Annotated in this window: 17 protein-coding genes and 1 pseudogene; 12 read left to right on the top strand and 6 right to left on the bottom strand. The window is 56.8% G+C overall.

The annotated features are described in order from the left end of the window. The first annotated feature begins 91 nt into the window (after nt 1-91). Nucleotides 92-832, top strand: a complete 741-nt coding sequence (locus OS189_RS09065) for a rhomboid family intramembrane serine protease (RefSeq protein WP_267166968.1) — start codon at nt 92-94, stop codon at nt 830-832. Then, entirely contained in the window at nt 829-1,203 is a 375-nt protein-coding gene (locus OS189_RS09070; protein WP_267166969.1) for a GFA family protein, read from the top strand. The genes OS189_RS09065 and OS189_RS09070 overlap by 4 nt, the downstream gene beginning before the upstream one ends. 2 nt (nt 1,204-1,205) lie before the next feature. On the opposite strand, the gene OS189_RS09075 is transcribed toward OS189_RS09070, so the two are convergent. Next, complete coding sequence (locus OS189_RS09075) at nt 1,206-1,991, bottom strand: inositol monophosphatase family protein (protein WP_267166970.1); 786 nt, start codon at nt 1,989-1,991, stop codon at nt 1,206-1,208. 138 nt (nt 1,992-2,129) lie between these two features. Here OS189_RS09075 and curA point away from each other — a divergent pair, with 138 nt between their 5' ends. Next, nucleotides 2,130-3,170, top strand: a complete 1,041-nt coding sequence (gene curA / locus OS189_RS09080; RefSeq protein WP_267166971.1) for an NADPH-dependent curcumin/dihydrocurcumin reductase — start codon at nt 2,130-2,132, stop codon at nt 3,168-3,170. Between the two features lie 147 nt (nt 3,171-3,317). On the opposite strand, the pseudogene OS189_RS18705 reads toward curA, so the two are convergent. Continuing rightward, nucleotides 3,318-3,473: pseudogene (locus tag OS189_RS18705) on the bottom strand (LuxR C-terminal-related transcriptional regulator); the annotation flags it as partial. Nucleotides 3,474-3,906: 433 nt separating this feature from the next. Here OS189_RS18705 and OS189_RS09085 point away from each other — a divergent pair. From OS189_RS09085 to OS189_RS09105, 5 genes are all read left to right on the top strand, one after another. Next, a complete protein-coding gene (locus OS189_RS09085; RefSeq protein WP_267166972.1) occupies nt 3,907-4,254 on the top strand; it encodes a hypothetical protein in 348 nt (115 codons plus the stop codon). A gap of 236 nt (nt 4,255-4,490) precedes the next feature. Next, nucleotides 4,491-5,291, top strand: a complete 801-nt coding sequence (locus OS189_RS09090; protein WP_267166973.1) for a hypothetical protein — start codon at nt 4,491-4,493, stop codon at nt 5,289-5,291. A gap of 62 nt (nt 5,292-5,353) precedes the next feature. Continuing rightward, nucleotides 5,354-5,695, top strand: a complete 342-nt coding sequence (locus tag OS189_RS09095) for a hypothetical protein (protein WP_267166974.1) — start codon at nt 5,354-5,356, stop codon at nt 5,693-5,695. Nucleotides 5,696-5,767: 72 nt separating this feature from the next. Beyond that, entirely contained in the window at nt 5,768-6,082 is a 315-nt protein-coding gene (locus OS189_RS09100) for a hypothetical protein (protein WP_267166975.1), read from the top strand. Nucleotides 6,083-6,279: 197 nt separating this feature from the next. Further along, nucleotides 6,280-6,690, top strand: a complete 411-nt coding sequence (locus OS189_RS09105) for a hypothetical protein (protein ID WP_267166976.1) — start codon at nt 6,280-6,282, stop codon at nt 6,688-6,690. Between the two features lie 546 nt (nt 6,691-7,236). On the opposite strand, the gene OS189_RS09110 is transcribed toward OS189_RS09105, so the two are convergent. Next, entirely contained in the window at nt 7,237-8,142 is a 906-nt protein-coding gene (locus OS189_RS09110) for a LysR family transcriptional regulator (protein ID WP_267166977.1), read from the bottom strand. 94 nt (nt 8,143-8,236) lie between these two features. Between OS189_RS09110 and metF the strand changes: the two genes are divergently transcribed. Continuing rightward, nucleotides 8,237-9,103: a methylenetetrahydrofolate reductase [NAD(P)H] gene (gene metF / locus OS189_RS09115; protein WP_267166978.1), complete on the top strand. Its 867-nt coding sequence runs from the start codon at nt 8,237-8,239 to the stop codon at nt 9,101-9,103. A 65-nt stretch (nt 9,104-9,168) separates the two neighbouring features. Further along, the gene (locus tag OS189_RS09120) at nt 9,169-9,651 is read left to right on the top strand and encodes a PaaI family thioesterase (RefSeq protein ID WP_267166979.1); all 483 of its coding nucleotides are present in this window, start codon (nt 9,169-9,171) and stop codon (nt 9,649-9,651) included. 31 nt (nt 9,652-9,682) lie between these two features. Here OS189_RS09120 and OS189_RS09125 read toward each other — a convergent pair whose 3' ends face one another. Then, nucleotides 9,683-10,756 carry a T6SS phospholipase effector Tle1-like catalytic domain-containing protein gene (locus OS189_RS09125; protein WP_416237469.1) on the bottom strand — a complete coding sequence of 358 codons (1,074 nt, stop codon included), beginning with the start codon at nt 10,754-10,756 and terminating at the stop codon, nt 9,683-9,685. Next, nucleotides 10,743-13,040, bottom strand: a complete 2,298-nt coding sequence (locus tag OS189_RS09130; RefSeq protein ID WP_267166980.1) for a xanthine dehydrogenase family protein molybdopterin-binding subunit — start codon at nt 13,038-13,040, stop codon at nt 10,743-10,745. Before OS189_RS09130 ends, OS189_RS09125 begins: the two co-directional genes overlap by 14 nt. Nucleotides 13,041-13,197: 157 nt before the next feature. Here OS189_RS09130 and OS189_RS09135 point away from each other — a divergent pair, with 157 nt between their 5' ends. After that, the gene (locus tag OS189_RS09135; protein WP_267166981.1) at nt 13,198-16,371 is read left to right on the top strand and encodes a valine--tRNA ligase; all 3,174 of its coding nucleotides are present in this window, start codon (nt 13,198-13,200) and stop codon (nt 16,369-16,371) included. Between the two features lie 407 nt (nt 16,372-16,778). Here OS189_RS09135 and OS189_RS09140 read toward each other — a convergent pair whose 3' ends face one another. Beyond that, nucleotides 16,779-17,567: a crotonase/enoyl-CoA hydratase family protein gene (locus OS189_RS09140; RefSeq protein ID WP_267166982.1), complete on the bottom strand. Its 789-nt coding sequence runs from the start codon at nt 17,565-17,567 to the stop codon at nt 16,779-16,781. 343 nt (nt 17,568-17,910) lie between these two features. On the opposite strand from OS189_RS09140, the gene OS189_RS09145 reads away from it, so the two are divergent. Further along, nucleotides 17,911-19,026 carry a pyridoxal phosphate-dependent aminotransferase gene (locus OS189_RS09145; RefSeq protein WP_267166983.1) on the top strand — a complete coding sequence of 372 codons (1,116 nt, stop codon included), beginning with the start codon at nt 17,911-17,913 and terminating at the stop codon, nt 19,024-19,026. Nucleotides 19,027-19,059 lie beyond the last annotated feature (33 nt).

Consider the following 19,059-nt stretch of genomic DNA (forward strand, 5'->3'; position numbering starts at 1 on the left):
CGCCATAAGTCCAGTCATGCGTCAGCATGTCCGCCAGATCACACCTGTCATCCCTTGACGCCCGCCGGACAATCGCGGAACGTGGCGTCTTATGTTTCCCATCCGTGATCATAACCCCTCGGGCCGCGTTCCCTATGTGACCTATGCGCTGATGGCCGCAAACATAGGTATTTTCATCAGTATGCTGCCTATTTCAGGCGACGAACGCGCGCTTGCACAGTTCTATTATGACTGGGCGCTTTTGCCCCGTCGCATCACGATGGGCGATGGCTATGGCGCGCTGCTTAGTTCGCAGTTCCTGCACGGCGGCTGGCTGCATCTGGCCGGAAACATGCTGTTCCTGTGGATCTTCGGCGACAACATCGAGGACGAAATGGGCCACCTGCCCTATCTGGGCTTTTACCTCACTGCGGGGGTTCTCTCCGGTCTGGCACAGGTTGCGATGGATCCGGCATCATTTATCCCGATGGTCGGCGCATCCGGTGCGATTGCGGGTGTCATGGGAAGCTATCTGTTGCTGTTCCCGAAGGCGAAAATCGACATTCTGCTGTTCCTGATCATAATTTTCCGCATATTCCCGATCCCTGCATGGATCATGCTGATCCTCTGGTTTGCGACGCAATTTGTCGGTGGATTGGGAACCATGCAGGCCACCGGCGGAGTCGCCTATTGGGCACATGCAGGCGGATTTATAGCCGGCATTGTTCTGACAATTCCGCTTTGGCTGCGCCGTGGCGGCCCTGCCTTCTGGAGCAGGACGCAAGGACGACCGCCCCATCCACCCGCACAATACGTGCTGCCCAGCTCCTTGCCAAAGGTCAAAAGACGATGAGCCTTGATATAACGGCATCCTGTCATTGCGGCGCCTGCGCCCTGCGCGCCACACTGCCTCATGGCCTGACTGATGCCGCCAGATGCACCTGTTCCTTCTGCAAAAGGCGGCAGGCTGCTGCGGTCACAGCAACCACATCAAGCGTGATAGTCACAAAGGGCGCGCACAACCTGCAACTTTACAGCTGGGGCACTCATACAGCGAAACATTATTTCTGTAAAACCTGCGGCATCTATCTCTACCATCAACGCCGCGCCGATCCTGCCCAATGCGGGATCAATCTGGGCTGCATCGCAGGTATAGATACATGGCAGCACGAACCGGTCCGATGGACAGACGGTATTAACCACCCGTCGGATCGTACCGCATAGCTTTAGCCGCGCACCACTTTGGAAAAATTTGTGAATACCGCTTCGTTAGAGGCGACAATCTCGCCATCCTGCAAAACATCGCCCTGTGGGTTCAATGCCTCCACCAGCCCACCGGCCTCTTTCACGATGATCACGCCCGCAGCCAGATCCCAAACGTTAAGGCGACGCTCCCAAAAGCCATCGTACCGCCCCGCTGCGACATAGGCCAGATCAAGCGCCGCAGACCCCCAGCGCCGGATACCCGCGCACGCAGGTGCGAGACGTGCGATATCCTGCAATGTCGCTGGCAGATCGCTGCGACCGCCAAAAGGAATGCCCGTGGCGAATATCGATTCAATCATTTTGTTGCGGCCCGACACCCGCAGGCGGCTCTCGTTCAGCCATGAACCTGCGCCTTTTTCGGCAAAGAACATTTCGTCCTTGGCAGCATCAAAGATTACGCCGGCCACGATCTGGCCCTTGTGTTCCAATGCGATGGAAACGGCCCAATGCGGCAGACCGTGCAAAAAGTTCGTGGTCCCGTCTAGCGGATCAACGATCCAGCGGCGTGTCGGGTCTTCGCCCTCTTCCGCTCCGCCCTCTTCGGCAATCCAGCCATAGGTCGGGCGCGCCGCGCGCAATTCGTCCTTTAGGATCTTCTCGGCGTTCAGATCGGCACGGCTGACAAAATCTCCCGCGCCTTTCATGGACACCTGAAGCTGCTCGACTTCGCGAAAGTCCTTCACCAGCGCACGACCCGCTTTGCGTGCGGCCTTGATCATAATGTTGAGATTTGCACTGCCTACCATGTCATCGCGGCCTTTTCTGTATGGATCAACGCCCTCTTAGGGTGTCATCCACGAAATGCCAATAGGCAGTGACGCAGCGTGCCGCTTGTACATGCATTCCTCGTCATTACGTTGAAGGTTAACCCAACGGAGGATCCCATGACTGAAAAAATGAAACAGATCGTACTCGCAAGCCGCCCTGACGGCGCGCCGACACCTGAAAACTTCCGCCTCGAAGAACATGACATCCCTACGCCGGGCGAAGGCGAAGTGCTGGTCCGCGTGCATTATATGTCACTTGATCCCTACATGCGCGGCCGCATGGACGATGCAAAATCCTACGCCGCCAACATTCCTGTCGATGGCAAAATGGAAGGCGGCTCGGTAGGTGAAATCATCGCCTCAAATGCTGACGGCTTTGAAGTTGGCGAATTTGTCATGGGCGGCTTTGGCTGGGCCACACACGCCGTTGCCCCCGCGGCTGGTCTGGCAAAGGTTGATCCCGATACTGCACCAATCACTTATTCACTAGGCGTGCTCGGCATGCCCGGGTTAACCGGCTGGTACGGCCTAACCGAACTGGGCAAGCCGAAAAAAGGCGAAACCGTTGTCGTCGCCGCAGCCACCGGCCCCGTCGGCTCCATGGTCGGGCAGATCGCAAAATCCAAAGGTCTGCGCACTGTGGGCATCGCAGGCGGTCCCGAGAAATGCAAAATGGCCGTTGAACATTTCGGCTTTGACGTCTGTCTTGATCACCGTGCCTATGACACCGCATCCGAGTTGAGCGAAGCGCTCAAGGAAGCAGCCCCGAAAGGTGTAGATATCTATTTCGAAAACGTCGGTGGCAAGGTTCTGGAAGCCGTTCTGCCGATGATGAACCCCTTCGGGCGCATCCCAATTTGCGGCATGATTGCGTGGTATAACGAAGGCGGCCTTGGTGCCGATGCCATCGAAAAGACGCTCTCTGCTCCAAAACTCTGGCGCACAATCCTTGTCAACTTTCTGAGCGTAAACGGCTTTATCATATCCAACCATTGGAACCGCATGGGCGACTTCCACAAAGAGGTCGGACCGATGATTGCTAACGGCTCTATCAAAGTTCAGGAAGACATCACCGAAGGTCTGGAAAACGCTCCCGACGCCTTTATCAAACTGCTGACAGGCGGCAACACAGGCAAAGCAATCGTTAAACTTATCTAACGAACAACCCCGCGCCGCCTGATGAGGCGGCGCGGGGGACTACTGCGCAGCCGCCGCAACTGGCCGTGCGAGTTCAAGCAACGACGTCCACGAAAGTCCGCTTCTGTAATGTGGGCTCGAATGCTCTTAGCCCGATAGGGTCTATCGTCAGATCAACCCTGCCCGTACAGCTATTGCCACCGCTTGGTCGCTGGTCTTGGCGCCTGGGTGTGTGCGCAAATGAAGCTCGACGGTGGCTTCGGATAATCCCAGCTTGTGCGCAACTTCGGTCGTCCGAAATCCATCAGCAACATAGGCAAGGCAATCGCGTTGTTTTTAGGTTAATACAGGCAGCAACCTGAAATTGGGAACTCGTTCCAACCCTGCATAGGTCAATTGATACCACGCCCGCCACATATCTTCGCGTTTCAGGCGTAATTTGGCAAACCCGTTCGCCGTGAGGTTCATCATCAGGCTCACCCCGACCCCAACACCGCATACAGCGGGATGGATCGTCACAGACATACCTGAGAAGATTATTAAGTTCGGCGCTGCTTATTGCAATCTGATCCAGTTCGACCTGCGATAACTAGAAGTGATCCTTAAGGTGCGCAATCCCCGTAAGTTACGGTGCAATCCCTGTTAGACAGTGTCGCGAAAAAGGGTCCGATCAGTCCTCGACCGCCCCCCGATAGCCCTCGGCCCATGCGTCAGAGATATTTGCAGTATGCGCAGCGCAGTACGGGGCGACAAATCCATGAAGATGACTTTTGTGAGGCCCATATTTACCGGTTGGATCGCCGACTGCCAGAATTGCGCTGGCGATCCAGCCGCCACCATCGAGTCTGCAAGTGATCTGATTACCGACAAAAAACCTTTGCCCGAAAAGCTAAGGATGTCCGGAGCTTGTGTGGACCGAAAAAAATTGTTCCGATTTTTCAATCACGGCCGCCCCGGTACCTCTGCACACCTCATGCCAAGATTTAGCATGCGTTTCCTTTTGTCGTTTTTGATGTTTGCACTCACAACACAGGTTAGCCTCGCACAAGACGAGCGCCGCGTTGTGATGGTTGTGTTTGACATGTCTGGATCCATGTGGGGTTAGGCGGACGGCGTCACCAAGGTAGAAATCGCGCATAATGCATTTCGCGGGCTGCTGGGCGACTGGGCAGAGGCTGGCACCCGTGCGGGACTGATAGCATACGGTCACCGCGCACGCGGAAATTGTGCAGATATTGAAGCACTTGCAACGCCCGATCAGGAGGCCGATATCGCCGCACCGGTGGCAGGTCTGCGGCCCCTTGGAAAAACGCGGCTGATGCGGGGGAGTTGGCGGACGCTATGGGCGATGTCGCACAAGCCACGGCTAAGCAAGAAGTGGCTGAAGCGATCCCCCACTTGCAAGAGCTGACACTCCGCGTCAACGGACCGCCAACCATGCGCCTCCCCGACGACACGACTGTATATGTCGGCGACACCGTGCTTGGCACTCTGACAGAGGCGACGGCCACGGTCCCCGGCCTGACCGCCAGCCTGCCTGTCGGACGTGTTACAGTTCGGGTTGAAGGCAGCGACGTTACGGGTGAATTGGTGGCAGATGTTATGCAGAACACAACGCTTTTGGTAATCGATACCGAAGCCGTAGCCCCCGACTATATTTTGTTCCGCAACGGACAGTTTCCAGTTTTGCGGCCTGACAGACTCCCATTGGCCAACCAGCACTTCGTGATGGTCAAGAATGCAATGAGCGTTGATCGCAACAGTCACTATTATACCTATCTTTACCCATTCGGCTGCACAGACGAGACATTACGCATCAAGGGTGGCAACATCGGCTCCAGAGCAGGTATGTCCAACCTAAATCTGATCACCTCACCAACGACACCGGGCGACTACGATCCGGTTATGATGCGCACAAACCGCGAGGAATACTGCCGCATTCCCGTAGCCTTTGCTGCTGAGATCCCCCTGTTTGGCAAGGCGCGCGCGAAGCCGAACCCGGTGCTATTATCGACGCGCTCTGGGCTGGCCCTAGCAGTCACAGAAACCAGTTTTTATTCTTGCGCGCAGATCAGGCATTATCGGACGCATCCTACGGTCGCAGCACCGTATACAAAATATGGCAACCCCCGAAGGGTTTAAGCTGATCGTGCCGACCGAAGCGGGCCTCTATCGTTTGGTTTTTTCGCACCAACGTGGTCAACATGCGCAAGTTTACCACGGTCGGTATCCACGTGCACGCAAGGGACTGGAACTTTGGCGAAACCACCGGCCACGAGAATTTCAAGGTGACCCGCAACGGGGATGTCATGAACTTCGTCGCAAACCTTTCGGATCGCACCTATGCTGGCAAGCTGACCCACAACGGCGCGATCTGGCGCGGCGTTATGGAGTATGACGGCGGCACTGCCAGCAGCCTCATCGTGAATTTGGTTCGGCCTAACGAGCTGGGGCTTCTCTTTGCATCGGCTAATCCTGACCCGGCACCAGTCAGTATCGCGGCCTATGACGAACGTGGCCAACAGGTTAAGATGTCGACCGATTGATCGATTATTCAAGGTGATGCTCAGGATGGCGAATACGCGCCCTCCAACGGGGGAAGATATTACCAAGCGGAAATGCCACCTGATTCCTATTTTGTCACCGCAACCACCAACGGCATGAGCGGGTCTTCCAACTTCATCCACGCGACAGAATGGCGGCTGGGGCATGTGGTTGTAATCCGTTCAGAAGGCGAAGGCGCTGGCCCGCCGATCAAGACTCCCTTCTATTGCTCGCCGAAAGTGAAATGCGCGATAAAGATGGGCGAAATTCCAATTTCATTTAACCTTCCGGTTGGTTGGGGTGCCGAGCGCCCGATAAAGACAAACAACGGAGTGGTTGCGTTCAACATGGTCACACGGACGCCTGACGGCCCAATTTACGGACCCTGAACCAGCGGCAGCGCGCGGTCCCTTGGACCGTGCACGGAACTTCCAACCGGAACCTTCTGCCATGATGTAACGGACGACCCCAAACTTCTGGCGGACATTGCGTTGATCCAGCTCAGCCGGTTCTTCAAACCCTTTTACGCGTGGCTAAACGAAGAGCGCTTCAACACCCTGCTGGAACGATTGACCGGAGAGTCCGAATGAAACGCCTTACCTTGATCGCCTTCCTCATGGGCACGTCTGCGTCTGCGCAATCCGTCGGTGTGTTCTTCGTGCCAAAAGACGGAAGCGGCGTTGTCCAACGCGCCACTGATGTCACACTTGAAAAGGCAGAGGTTATCTTTGGCGAACCCCGTCCCGAGGGGGACACCGGAGTTGTGCTGAACAAAGGCGGAAACGCTGAATGGACAGACCGGACCTCGCGGCAGGTGAACGAACGCTTTGGTGGCGAGGGCAAGCCCTTTATCGTGCATCGCGAGGGCGTAGAGCCGGAGTCAGCGATGGAATATGACGCCGCCGAGGAAAAGCGCGACGGGCGGCCGATGCAGAAGAAAACTCCGACATCGAGTTCGAACACGACGAAGACAGGTTTCCGGCCCCCGATGCCCTAAGCGCCACGCGCATTCAGTCGCGCGCCGGAACACGGGCTATCGAGCTCCGCGGGCAGAAATTTACCGGATGTCCCGCAGCGATTGAAGAAGCTGCGCGTGCGCAAGTAGACGCCCTTCAAACGTCGATCAACAGCGGCATTTTTGGGAACGGTTTCACAGCGGAAAAAATGGCACCCTAACTGGATTGGACCCAGACAGGAGGAAACTCATGGCACGGAAGTCTTGATCAGAACGAAAAAAGCGCGGGCGTATTCATTCAGTGGGCAGTACAGGTCAAGTCACCCGTGTTGATCAATCACCACCAACAGCTAAACTTCATGGCCGCTGATCTCGGCAATTGTCAGGTCGATAGTTTTGTGCCGGCTTTTTGTGCAAATTAGACCTTTGCTTAGGCCAGCGTCGATCTCTCTCCAGACAGCAAGGCGTCTAACTCCCAATGGTTAGGTAAAGACCTAGAAGCGGCATACGCGCTAAGATAAAGTGATCTTGGTCAGCGACCATGGTTGGGTAAATAGCTGACGACAACAACCACCTGCACAGTGAATATTATACTCCCTGCAACTTTCGCGCTTCCACACTCGCCAAATTCAGCAATTCCTGCATAAACGGCTTTTCCCGATCTTCTGTGCGTATCGCTGCAAAAAGACTGCGCGTGATACCTTTCTCGGTCAACGGGCGGGTCACGTAATCGGAGGAGTATTTCACCTCCCGCACCACCCAATCAGGTAGCACCGACACGCCCCGATTGCTCGCGACCAGCAGCAAAATTACCGCAGTCAGTTCCACCTGCCGGATCGCCGCAGGCTCCACCTTGGACGGGATCAGCAACTGACTGAACACATCCAGCCGCGTGCGCTCCACGGGATAGGTGATCAGCGTCTCGCTGCGAAAATCCTCAGCCTCTATATACGCTTTTTGCGCCAGCGGATGGGCACTGGCCGCTACAAATACCGCCTGATAATCAAACAGTTCGATAAACTCGACACCTGCGATCTCCTCGGGATCGGATGATATCACCAGATCTACTTCCTCACGCAACAAAGCAGGCAGCGCGTCAAACGCCAGTCCGGGACGGATATCCACATCCACTTCGCCAAAACTTCGGCGGAACTGCTCCAGCACGGGAAACAACCATTCAAAACAAGCGTGACATTCAATTGCGATGTGCATCCGGCCAGTGCTGCCATCGCGCAACCCGCTGAACTCCTCTTGCAGTGCTGCAACCTGTGGCAACACCTGTTCGGCCAGCTTCAGCAATCGCTGCCCCGCCGGGGACAGTTTCAGCGGCTTGGAACGGCGCACAAACAATTCCACCCCGGCCTGATCTTCCAATCCTTTGACCTGATGGCTCAGCGCGCTTTGCGTTATATTCATCATTTCCGCAGCCCGTGCGAGCCCCCCCGCCTTGTGGATCGCTTGAATGGTCCGCAGGTGCCTGAATTCGATATGCATATGAGGTGCGCCTCATGTTGAAGATGAAAGTTATGAATTTGCCTCACTTAGCACCACATGCAACAAAGGTTCAAACCAAAACAGGATATCACAAATGACCCTTCCCGCTGTTTCGTTCGAGGTCTTTCCACCGAAAACCGTCGATGCTTCGTTTCGCCTGTGGGAAACGGCCCATGCACTGGCGCCTCTGGCCCCGCGTTTCTTTTCCGTAACGTATGGTGCGGGTGGAACAACCCGCGATCTGACCCATGACGCCGCCCATGTGCTGCACCAGACTTCCAAACTTCCGGTGTCTGCGCATCTGACATGCGTTGGCGCGAGCGTTGCGGAAACGATGGAAGTCGCTGAGAAATTCCATGCCGCCGGTGTTACTGATATTGTCGCCCTTCGCGGTGATCCCCAAGCGGGAGAGCAACGATTTACGCCCCACCCCGAAGGATTCGCCAACTCGCTTGAATTGATTGAGGCCCTTGCTTTGCAGGACAAGTTCACCATCCGCGTGGGCGCCTATCCTGACTGCCACCCCGACGCGGCCAGCCAGCATGCAAACATCCAGTATCTCAAGCGCAAGTTCGATGCAGGCGCGGACGAGGCGATCACCCAGTTCTTCTTTGAACCCGAAAGCTTCCTGCGCTTTCGCGACCAGTGCGCCGCCGCAGGGATCACAAAACCCATCGTTCCGGGCATCCTGCCGATCAGCAACTGGGCATCCGCGCGCAAGTTTGCCGTGCGCTGCGGCACGAAGATCCCCGCGTGGATGGATGAAGCGTACCGCGCCGCCGAGCGTGACAACCGGACCGAGCTTTTGTCGACTTCCCTGTGCACCGAACTGTGCAGCGAGCTGACATCGGAAGGTGTGGATGCGCTGCATTTTTACACGCTTAACCGTCCGGATTTGACCCGCGATGTCTGCCGCGCACTGGGCGTGACATCCCAATCCGTGCTCTCAAACGTGGCGTAACGCCTTGCAGTCCCCTGCAAATCGGCTCTAGGCTGGATAGGAACCCAGAGCCGGAGCGACGATTAATGCGAAAGATTGCAACCTCACCCGATGAATTGCTGAACCAGGAAGAAGTCCTGACCCTGTCCGGTCTGGAGTTCATGCAAAAAATGCTGGACGGGACAAACTCCGGCCCGCCCATCGGCGCGACCATGGGGTATACGCTGTACAGCGTCGAGGAAGGCCGCTGCGTGTTCCGCGGCGCACCGGAATTCAACGTATCCAACCCGCTCGGCACGGTGCATGGCGGCTGGTACGGCACATTGCTCGACAGCGCGATGGCCTGCGCTGTGATGACCCGCGTTCCGCGCGGCTCGGTCTATACGACACTGGAATACAAGATCAACATCCTGCGCCCGATCCCGCTGGGCACAGAAGTGGACTGTATCGGTGTGACCGATCATGTGGGCCGCTCTACCGGTGTGGCCCATGGCGAGATCCGCGGTGTGGAGGACGACAAGCTCTACGCCACGGGGTCAACAACCTGCATCGTAATGAAAATCGCCTGAAATCAGGGCAATTCAATCGATACCCAGCAAGTCAGGGCTGCGCGGTTTCCATCGCGCGCGGCTTCTGCACTCCCTCGGAGCGTTGGGTCAGCGTTTCGTGCAGTTTTTCCGACGGATCGGCCCCGACGACACGTTTGCGGCGGAGGATAAATACCTTGCCCCACCCCGCAAACGTACCGATTGACGGGGCAGAGGCGTCTTGCACGAAACGGTTCTGCCATCCCTCAGGCAGGGGCAATCCGGCAGCCTGTGCTTTTTCCAGCATCCAGACCAAGGGGATATTGGACAGCGGACGCGCGGCGTTGCGCCCGCCCAATTGTCCGCCGATATCACCGTGGGTACCACGAAACCACATCTGTTCAATCTGCTCCGGTCGCGCGGGATCGCTGTTCCATAAAACGGGGCTGTAAACCGTGCGTGTTTCGTCATATGCCAGTGCCTGATAGCCCCGCTTCACACCCGCACCCAGCGCATGGTTGTGAAAGGCGTGACGCGCCGCGCTCACCCGCCAGACCAGCGGCGCGTTGATGCCCAGTGATTTTACAGTATCCCAGACGCCTACCATTTCTATTGGCAATTCCATCCAGCAGTGCGCTGTTGAAAATGCGTCTGCTGCGCTGCCGTTCGGCGCGGATTCATACAGACGATAAGCTTGGCGAATGTTCCGTTCGGTGGCGTGTTCGGGTTTCAGCAGACCGATGCAATCGATCATCCCTCCAAGCGAGCGCACAGCATAGGCACCGCGCGAATACCCCATCAGAAAAACACGATCCCCCTCGCGGTAACGCGATGCAAGATATCCGTACGCGCGTTTGATCTGGCGGTTGATCCCCCGTCCGGTCACAACATCGCGCACCGAGCGCCAGTCATCCCATTGCAACCCCGGTTCATAGTAAATCGAAACCCTGCCGCCCATTTCCTGCGCCAGCCTGTAGGCTATGCCTGCATTGGTCTCCCGCCCGAGTCTGAGGGTGGACATCGTACCATCGAGAATGACCAGATGTACCTGAACCCCGCGCACAGGACTGAAATCACTGTCAGGGCGTTTCCAAAGACGGCCAAAAAGCCGCCTCAGAAAAGATTTATCCTTATTACTCTGCAGCAATGGCCTCACTATTCAACAACTCCCAGACCTTGTGTGGCGTGAAGGGCATGTCGACCTGTCGCACCCCACTGTCCCACAGCGCGTCCTGCACTGCGTTGGACACAGCCGCTAGCGCGCCGACGGTTCCCGCCTCGCCGCAGCCTTTCATCCCCATCAGGTTTGCTGTCGAGGGTACAGGCTCACTGGTGAAGGAAATGTTAGGAACATCCAACGCACGTGGCATCGCATAGTCCATAAACGATGCCGTGAGCAGTTGACCGTCTTCGTCATACACCACGCGCTCCTGCACCGCCTGTCCAATCCCCTGAACCACACCGCCATGAACCTGCCCTTCGGCCAGCAGCGGGTTGATAAGGTTGCCGAAATCATCAACGACGGTATAGCGGTCGATCTTCACTATTCCTGTTTCTGGATCAATCACAACCTCACAGAAGTGTGCCCCGTTGGGAAAGCTGCGGCCATCCAGTGTGGCACGCTCGTGATGGCTCATCAAATCGTCGCGCCCCTTGCTGCGGGCCATTTCGGCAACCTCCAGCATGGTAGGCGTCAGGTTGGAACCGTCGCTGCGAAACCGCTCGTCGTCAAAGCTGATCTGCGAGGCAGGCACGCCCATTTCATCTGCCAGAAACGCGGTAAACTCCTCTTTGATCTTGCTCACAGTGGCCAGTGTGGCGTTATTCTGCGTGGTGACCGAGCGCGAGCCGCCCGTACCGCCACCCTGCGCAATCCGGTCGCTGTCGCCCTGCACAACCTGAATGGCTTCCATCGGAATACCCGTCTGATCGCTCAGGAATTTAGCATACACTGTTTCGTGGCCCTGTCCGCCCGATTGCGTCCCGACAAGAATTTCAACCGTACCATCTGCAAGGAAATTGACTTTTGCGCCCTCGCTGGGATCGCCCAGAATACTTTCGATGTAATAACACAACCCCTGCCCGCGCAGCAGCCCATTGGCTGCATCGGCATCACGACGCGCAGCAAAGCCCGCCGCGTCTGCCTCTTGCACGCCGCGCGTCAGAACCTTGTCAAACTCGCCCACATCATAGGTTTCGCCTGTGGCCGACAGGTAGGGAAACTGTTCAGGCTTGATGAAGTTGATCCGGCGCAGTTCCAGCGGATCAACACCCAGTTCACGGGCGGCACGGTCCATCACCCGCTCCAACACATAAATCGCTTCGGGACGACCCGCACCGCGATAGGCGTCAACCTGTACGGTGTTTGTATAGTAACCCTCCACCTGCAACCACGTTGTCTGGATGTCGTAGGTGCCAGCCAGAACACGGCTGAACAATGTGGTCTGGATCGGCTGGCCAAATTGGCTGTTGTAGGCGCCAAGATTACACTTTGTGCGCACACGGTAAGCAGTGATCTTGTTGTTTTCATCAAATGCAAGCTCCGCCAACGACACCAGATCACGACCGCCATTATCGCTCAGCATCGCTTCGGTACGGTCCGACATCCAGCGCACCGGCTTGCCCAGCACACGGGCCGCATGGCTGATAAGAAAATACTCGGGGTAGGACATTGATTTCATCCCGAATGCCCCGCCCGTATCAGGGTTTGTCACACGCACATTCGCCTCGTCCAGGCTAAAGGCCTTTACCAAATTTGCCTTGTGGACCCAGACGCCCTGCCCGTTGTTGGCCACATGGAGGCGCGTGCCATCCCATTCGGCATAACAGCCGCGGGGCTCTATCGAATTTACGATGATGCGGTTGTCCCCGACCTCCAGTGCGACAGTTTTTGCCGCACCCTTGAAGGCCGCTTCGGTAGCGTCCTCATCGCCCATGCCCCAGTCAAACGCGCAGTTGTCGGCAGCTTCGCTGTGTAAGGCTTCGCCGCCGCGCTCCAGCGACATCTTGGCTGGCAATTCATCTGCATCAAACATGATCAGTTCGGCCGCATCGCGGGCCTGCTGGTAGGTTTGCGCCACAACCATCGCCACCGGTTCACCTACGTAACGTACCCGTTCTTTCGCAAGCATCGGGCGCAGGGGTGCGGCAGACGTGCTACCGTCGCGATTTTTCAAGGTTGCACCAGAAATCGCAATGTCCACACCCGCCGCTTCGAGATCAGCGCACGTGAACACCAGATGCACACCTTCGGCTTCGGCAGCCTCACTGACATCCAGTTCCGAAATTACACCATGCGCAACCGGCGCGCGAAAAACAAATGCATGCAGCGCATCATCAGGCGCAATATCATCCACATACCGCCCTGCCCCTGTCAGAAAACGCACATCCTCAACCCGTTTGATAGGTTGGCTTTTACCGAATTTATCCATGTGCCTGCTCCCTGACATTCACTATTCACACCATAGCAGAACCTAACGGTCCTGCCGGTCTTGTCCAGTCGCCAGTTTACGTGATGTATCACACCCTTCCCCTCTGCCCCGTCCTCCGTTACATCAACGGTAAAACACACAGACGGGAGCCGCGATCATGGCACTGGAAAAGAATTTCGACTCAACAGAAGCCGAAGCACGCCTTTACGACGCTTGGGAACAGACCGGCGCGTTCAAGGCAGGCGCAAATGCCAGCCGCGCGGAGACATATTGCGTGATGATCCCGCCGCCCAACGTCAACGGCTCGCTGCATGTAGGACATGCGTTTAACAACACATTGCAAGATATTCTGACACGTTGGCACCGAATGCGCGGCTTTGACACGCTTTGGCAGCCCGGGCAGGACCATGCGGGCATCGCATTGCAACTGGCCGTCGAAAACAAACTTGCTGAAAGTCAGATCAAGCGCACCGACCTCACCCGTGAGGAATTTCTTGAACACGCATGGGCCTACAAGGAAAGCACTGCCGACACGATCGTCGGGCAGCTAAAGCGCCTCGGCTCGTCCTGCGATTGGTCGCGCAACGCGTTCACTATGTCAGGCGCACCTGGTGACACCCGCGTAGGGCACGAAAACTCGCCTAATTTTCACGATGCCGTGATCAAAGTGTTTGTGCAGATGTACCAGAGCGGCAAAATATATCGCGGCAAGCGGTTGGTGAACTGGGACCCGCGTTTCGAAACCGCAATCTCTGATCTTGAGGTCGAGAACACCGAGGTTCCCGGCCACATGTGGCACTTCAAATACCCGCTCGCGGGCGGTACCACCTATGAGTACATTGAAAAAGACGAAGACGGCAACGAGACGCTACGCGAAACGCGCGATTACATCTCAATCGCAACAACCCGACCGGAAACCATGCTGGGGGATGGGGCCGTTGCAGTTCACCCAACTGATGAACGTTACGCGCCAATCATTGGAAAACTTTGCGAAATTCCAGTCGGCCCAAAAGAGCACCGCCGCCTTATTCCCATCATCGCTGATGAATACCCCGACAAGGATTTTGGATCGGGCGCTGTAAAAATCACGGGCGCGCATGACTTCAACGACTATCAGGTCGCCAAGCGTAACGGCATCCCCATGTACAATCTCATGGATACAAAAGCCGCGATGCGCGCGGACGGCAAGCCCTACGCCGAAGAAGCCGCTATCGCGCAGGCCATCGCCAACGGAGAGCAGGAGTTCGACGAGGCGATGGTCGCTGCGATGAACCTTGTGCCCGATGACTATCGCGGCCTTGACCGCTTTGAAGCGCGCAAGAGAGTCATCGAGGATATTACCGCTGAAGACCTGGCCATCATGGTCCCTGCGCATGATCCGCGCTTGGGCAAGGCCGCTACCAAGCCGCTCGCCCCCGAAGAGGGCGGCGAGGCGCGCGAGGAGACCCTTGTGCCGCTGGTAGAGTCCAAAGCCATCATGCAGCCCTTCGGCGACCGCTCGAAAGTCGTGATCGAGCCGATGCTCACGGATCAGTGGTTTGTGGACACCGACCGGATCGTTGGCCCCGCGCTTGATGCCGTGCGCAACGGCGATGTGAAAATCATGCCGGAGTCGGGCGAAAAAGTGTACTACAACTGGCTCGACAACATCGAGCCATGGTGCATCTCGCGCCAGCTCTGGTGGGGTCACCGGATACCGGTCTGGTATGGACTGGACCTGAAACGTGCAGGCTTCGCTGATGACGAAGGCGACGGCGCGCTCGACCTCGTCGAGATAACCCGCCTGCTGGCAGAGCAATCCCTGCCCGAAGGCAGCGATCAGATCGAATGTGCCGACAGCTTTGAAAATGTACGCGAAGGTTTCAATGACTTCACCGCCCAACTCCCTACACCGCTCAACCACGCGCGTGTAATCGAAGTTGCTTCGCGCGCGGATGCCATGCACGCGCTTGCCGAAAGTCTGGGCAGCTATTCATTCAGTCAGGATCCAACCGAAATTGTCTACCCTGTTTGGCGCGACCCCGACGTACTCGACACATGGTTCTCCTCGGGCCTCTGGCCCATCGGCACCCTTGGCTGGCCCGAGGAAACCGAAGCCCTGCAGAAATACTTCCCCACCTCCGATCTGATCACGGGACAGGATATTTTGTTCTTCTGGGTTGCGCGCATGATGATGATGCAGCTGGACACAGTTGGCAAAATCCCATTCGACACTGTCTATTTGCACGGCCTCGTCCGCGATGCCAAAGGCAAAAAAATGTCGAAATCCGTGGGCAACGTTATCGACCCGCTGGAAATCATTGACCAGTACGGCGCGGACGCGCTGCGCTTTACCAATGCGGCGATGGCATCCCTTGGCGGCGCGCTCAAGATGGAAGAAGCGCGCATCGCTGGCTATCGCAATTTCGGCACCAAGATCTGGAACGCCCACCGTTTTGCGGAAATGAACGATGCGTTCCAAGACACACCGGCGACAATGCCGACCCCGTCCGCGACCCTCAATAAATGGATTATCGGGGAAACTGCCCGCGTGCGCGAAGTAGTTGACGCCGCGCTGGACACCTACCGGTTTAACGATGCGGCAAGTGCGCTCTATGCCTTTGTCTGGGGCAAGGTGTGTGATTGGTACGTAGAACTGTCGAAACCACTTCTGCAGGACGATGACGGCAAGGGTGAATTGGCAAAAGAAACCCGCGAAACTCTGGCGTGGGTGCTGGATCAATGTCTGATCCTGCTGCACCCTATCATGCCTTTCATCACCGAAGAGCTTTGGGGTCAGACCGCTAAGCGCAACAAGATGCTCGTGCACGCCGACTGGCCTGCCTATACCACTGCCGATCTGCTGGATGAAGAGGCTGATAAAGAGCTAAATTGGGTCATCAACCTGATTGAAAACATCCGCTCCGCGCGCGCGCAGATGCACGTGCCAGCGGGCCTCAAGGTTCCGATGATCGTGACCGATATGGATGATGCCGCCCAAGCTGCATGGAGTAACAATGAGGCCATGATAAAACGCCTCGCCCGTGTGGCATCTCTTGAGAAAAAGAACGATTTCCCCAAAGGGACTGTCGCCATCAGCGCACCTGGCGCTACATTTGGCCTACCGTTGGAAGGCATCATCGACATCGATGAAGAAAAAGCACGCCTGCAGAAATCTCTCGATAAACTGGCCAAGGAGATGGGGGGTCTCAAGGGGCGTTTGAACAATCCCAAATTTGCCGCATCCGCCCCTCCGGAAGTTGTGGCCGAGGCCCAAGAAAACCTAGCCGCACGGCAAGAAGAGGCCGACCAACTCCAAGCGGCAATGGATCGTCTTGCTGAGATAGGTTAATTCACAGGCATGCGCAGCTTTGCGCGCCTAATATAATAACGGATCGCCATAGGTACGTGCCCTTGGCGATCTGTCAGGATCGAAGGATGAGACGGCCCCCATCCCTGCCCCATTTTCCAATCGGAGCGGGAGAAGCAGCTGCCGTATCTGCGACCATACGTGATGCCCACTGAACTTAGGATCAAAGAGAACTCGAAACCGCGTTCAGACCTTGTGCGCTTTTGACAGCAGGCCCAGCCCGAAAGAAACAACTGTCAGAAACTGCATTTACCGAACTGCGATATATCGATGCAGTTGAAGCCCCTAGATAATGTATGGGCTAAGGGGCCTTTCCAAAGCGGAGCTGCCCCTCTTCCTTTTTCACGACGGCACATCAATCAGCTAGGGCCATCCGGCGCGAACCCAAGCTATTTGAAAACAGCCGGACGTTTGCCAAATGCCGCCGCAACCACTTCCATCTGATGCGGTTTCCCCATCAATTCAACCTGCTCACGCGATTCTGCGTCCAGCACGGTCTTGTCATCTGCAGTTTCAGCCACCGCGATCAGCCGCTTTGCTGCGCGAATGGCGGACGGGCTTTTGCCTGCTATAGTTTTGGCCAGTTTCTCGGCGGCTGCCAGCGGGTCATCCGACAGATCGGTAACCAATCCCCACCGTTCTGCCTGCTGTGCATCAACAGGCTCTGCGGTGTAGGTCAGGAGTCGCAGCACATCCGAGCGTACCAGACGCGGCAGCAGGGCCATTCCGCCCATATCCGGCACGAGCCCCCACTTCATTTCCATCACCGCAAACTGTGCATCAGGGGAAGCGATGCGTATATCCGCCCCCAGCGCCAGCTGCATTCCCGCGCCGAAACAGACGCCGTGCACCGCCGCAATCACCGGAATATCCATGCGCGACCACACCATCGCCACTTCTTGCCACTGGTTTGTGGTGCCGTCCCCGTGCGTGCGTGGCATCAGCAATTCAGCAGGGTCTTTTCCTATCATTCCGGACAGGCCCGATATATCGATCCCTGCGCAAAATGCCTTGCCCTCACCCGAAACAATAACGGCACGCGCATCGGATGCCGCCACTTCGTTACCCGCTGCGATGATTGCCGTGATCATATCCTGATCAACGGCGTTCATTTTGTCGGCGCGCGTAAGGCGCACATGAGCGATGTGGTCTTCGTAGGTTACTGAAACTCTGGACATGGGATTTCCTCGGGAATGGATTTTCCTCCCATCCAAGCAGAGCCGAGCAAAACAGACCAGCAGAACGTGACGGCACGTATTCGGGAACCAAGCGCTCCACCGCGCGCATTATGCCAAGGCTCTTGTCATAAACCAGCGTCAACATCCCGCGCACCGGCGGCTTTGTCACCGTTAGACCAACGCCACGCAATGTTCCCGCAGCAGTTATTGTTGCGATAAACCCGCGCCTTGTGAGTTTGGCCATTTCCACCCTCTATTTATGAAATCCATTCTCACATCCGGGACGGCAGCGGAATTTTCAAAAGACTTGCCCCCGCACTGCCATCCGCATTAACTGCGCGCCATGACAGATTTCCGCCTCACCCCGCTTGCACAATCCCTACCCGCAACCGTTCCCTTTGTAGGGCCGGAAACACAGGAGCGCGCCCGTGGCGCAGCGTTTGATGCGCGTCTGGGTGCCAATGAAAACGTCTTTGGCCCGTCGCCACTGGCAATCGAGGCAATGGCGAAAGCAGACCAGTGGAAGTACGGCGATCCGGAAAGCCATGATCTGCGCACGGCCCTCGCGGCGCATCATCAATGCAGGCCGGATAACATCATTGTGGGTGAAGGCATTGATGGGCTGTTGGGATATCTGGTGCGGCTGATGATCGCCTCGGGTGATGCGGTTGTCACATCAGCCGGTGCATACCCGACATTCAACTATCATGTTGCCGGTTTTGGCGGGGCGCTTCACACAGTTCCCTATGTGGATGACGCTGAATCTCCCGAGCTTCTGTTTGCCAAAGCGGCCGAAGTAGATGCGAAGCTTGTTTACCTTGCCAACCCCGACAACCCGATGGGAAGCCATCATCGCGGCGAGCATATCGTGCGCGCCATGGAAACCCTGCCGGAGCGCAGCTTGCTTCTGCTTGACGAAGCTTATGTGGAATGTGCCCCGGAAGGAACAGCCCTGCCACTACCTGCCGATGACCCTCGGGTGATCCGTATGCGCACGTTCTCAAAAGGTTATGGCCTTGCTGGCGCGCGTGTGGGGTACGCAATCGGGCACCCCGACCTGATCAATGCGTTTCACAAAGTGCGCAATCACTTTGGCATGAACCGCGCCGCACAGGAAGGGGCGCTTGCCGCGCTGAATGATCAAGCCTATCTGGCCAAAGTGCAGCAACACATTGCACATTCCCGCAACCGCATTTCGGACATCGCCCGAACCAACGGCCTGACTCCCCTGCCCTCTGCCACCAATTTCGTGACCGTGGACTGTGGCCGTGACGAAAACTTTGCGAAGGCGGTTCTGGCGGGGCTGATTGCACGGGGTATTTTTGTGCGTATGCCGTTTGTCGCGCCGCAAAGCCGGTGTGTGCGGATCAGTTGTGGCACGCCCGTTATGCTTGATCTGCTGGCCGCTGCCCTTCCATCAGCCTTGGCTGATGCACAGAATTCCAGCGCAGGAAGCTAGGCAATCGCTGACCCTTTTTTTTGCGCAGCGGTG

Origin of the sequence: Sulfitobacter sp. F26169L (assembly GCF_026410285.1) — a bacterium.
In the GTDB taxonomy this organism is placed as follows: Bacteria; Pseudomonadota; Alphaproteobacteria; order Rhodobacterales; family Rhodobacteraceae; genus Sulfitobacter.

Excerpts from the sequence above, each read along its gene's own strand:
- OS189_RS09075 (WP_267166970.1), bottom strand. The coding sequence starts at position 1,991 with ATGGTAGGCAGTGCAAATCTCAACATTATGATCAAGGCCGCACGCAAA.
- OS189_RS09065 (WP_267166968.1), top strand. The coding sequence starts at position 92 with ATGTTTCCCATCCGTGATCATAACCCCTCGGGCCGCGTTCCCTATGTG.
- OS189_RS09070 (WP_267166969.1), top strand. The coding sequence starts at position 829 with ATGAGCCTTGATATAACGGCATCCTGTCATTGCGGCGCCTGCGCCCTG.
- OS189_RS09110 (WP_267166977.1), bottom strand. The coding sequence starts at position 8,142 with ATGCATATCGAATTCAGGCACCTGCGGACCATTCAAGCGATCCACAAG.
- curA (WP_267166971.1), top strand. The coding sequence starts at position 2,130 with ATGACTGAAAAAATGAAACAGATCGTACTCGCAAGCCGCCCTGACGGC.
- OS189_RS09135 (WP_267166981.1), top strand. The coding sequence starts at position 13,198 with ATGGCACTGGAAAAGAATTTCGACTCAACAGAAGCCGAAGCACGCCTT.
- OS189_RS09100 (WP_267166975.1), top strand. The coding sequence starts at position 5,768 with ATGCCACCTGATTCCTATTTTGTCACCGCAACCACCAACGGCATGAGC.
- OS189_RS09140 (WP_267166982.1), bottom strand. The coding sequence starts at position 17,567 with ATGTCCAGAGTTTCAGTAACCTACGAAGACCACATCGCTCATGTGCGC.
- OS189_RS09120 (WP_267166979.1), top strand. The coding sequence starts at position 9,169 with ATGCGAAAGATTGCAACCTCACCCGATGAATTGCTGAACCAGGAAGAA.
- OS189_RS09145 (WP_267166983.1), top strand. The coding sequence starts at position 17,911 with ATGACAGATTTCCGCCTCACCCCGCTTGCACAATCCCTACCCGCAACC.
- OS189_RS09105 (WP_267166976.1), top strand. The coding sequence starts at position 6,280 with ATGAAACGCCTTACCTTGATCGCCTTCCTCATGGGCACGTCTGCGTCT.
- metF (WP_267166978.1), top strand. The coding sequence starts at position 8,237 with ATGACCCTTCCCGCTGTTTCGTTCGAGGTCTTTCCACCGAAAACCGTC.
- OS189_RS09130 (WP_267166980.1), bottom strand. The coding sequence starts at position 13,040 with ATGGATAAATTCGGTAAAAGCCAACCTATCAAACGGGTTGAGGATGTG.
- OS189_RS09090 (WP_267166973.1), top strand. The coding sequence starts at position 4,491 with ATGGGCGATGTCGCACAAGCCACGGCTAAGCAAGAAGTGGCTGAAGCG.
- OS189_RS09085 (WP_267166972.1), top strand. The coding sequence starts at position 3,907 with ATGAAGATGACTTTTGTGAGGCCCATATTTACCGGTTGGATCGCCGAC.
- OS189_RS09095 (WP_267166974.1), top strand. The coding sequence starts at position 5,354 with ATGCGCAAGTTTACCACGGTCGGTATCCACGTGCACGCAAGGGACTGG.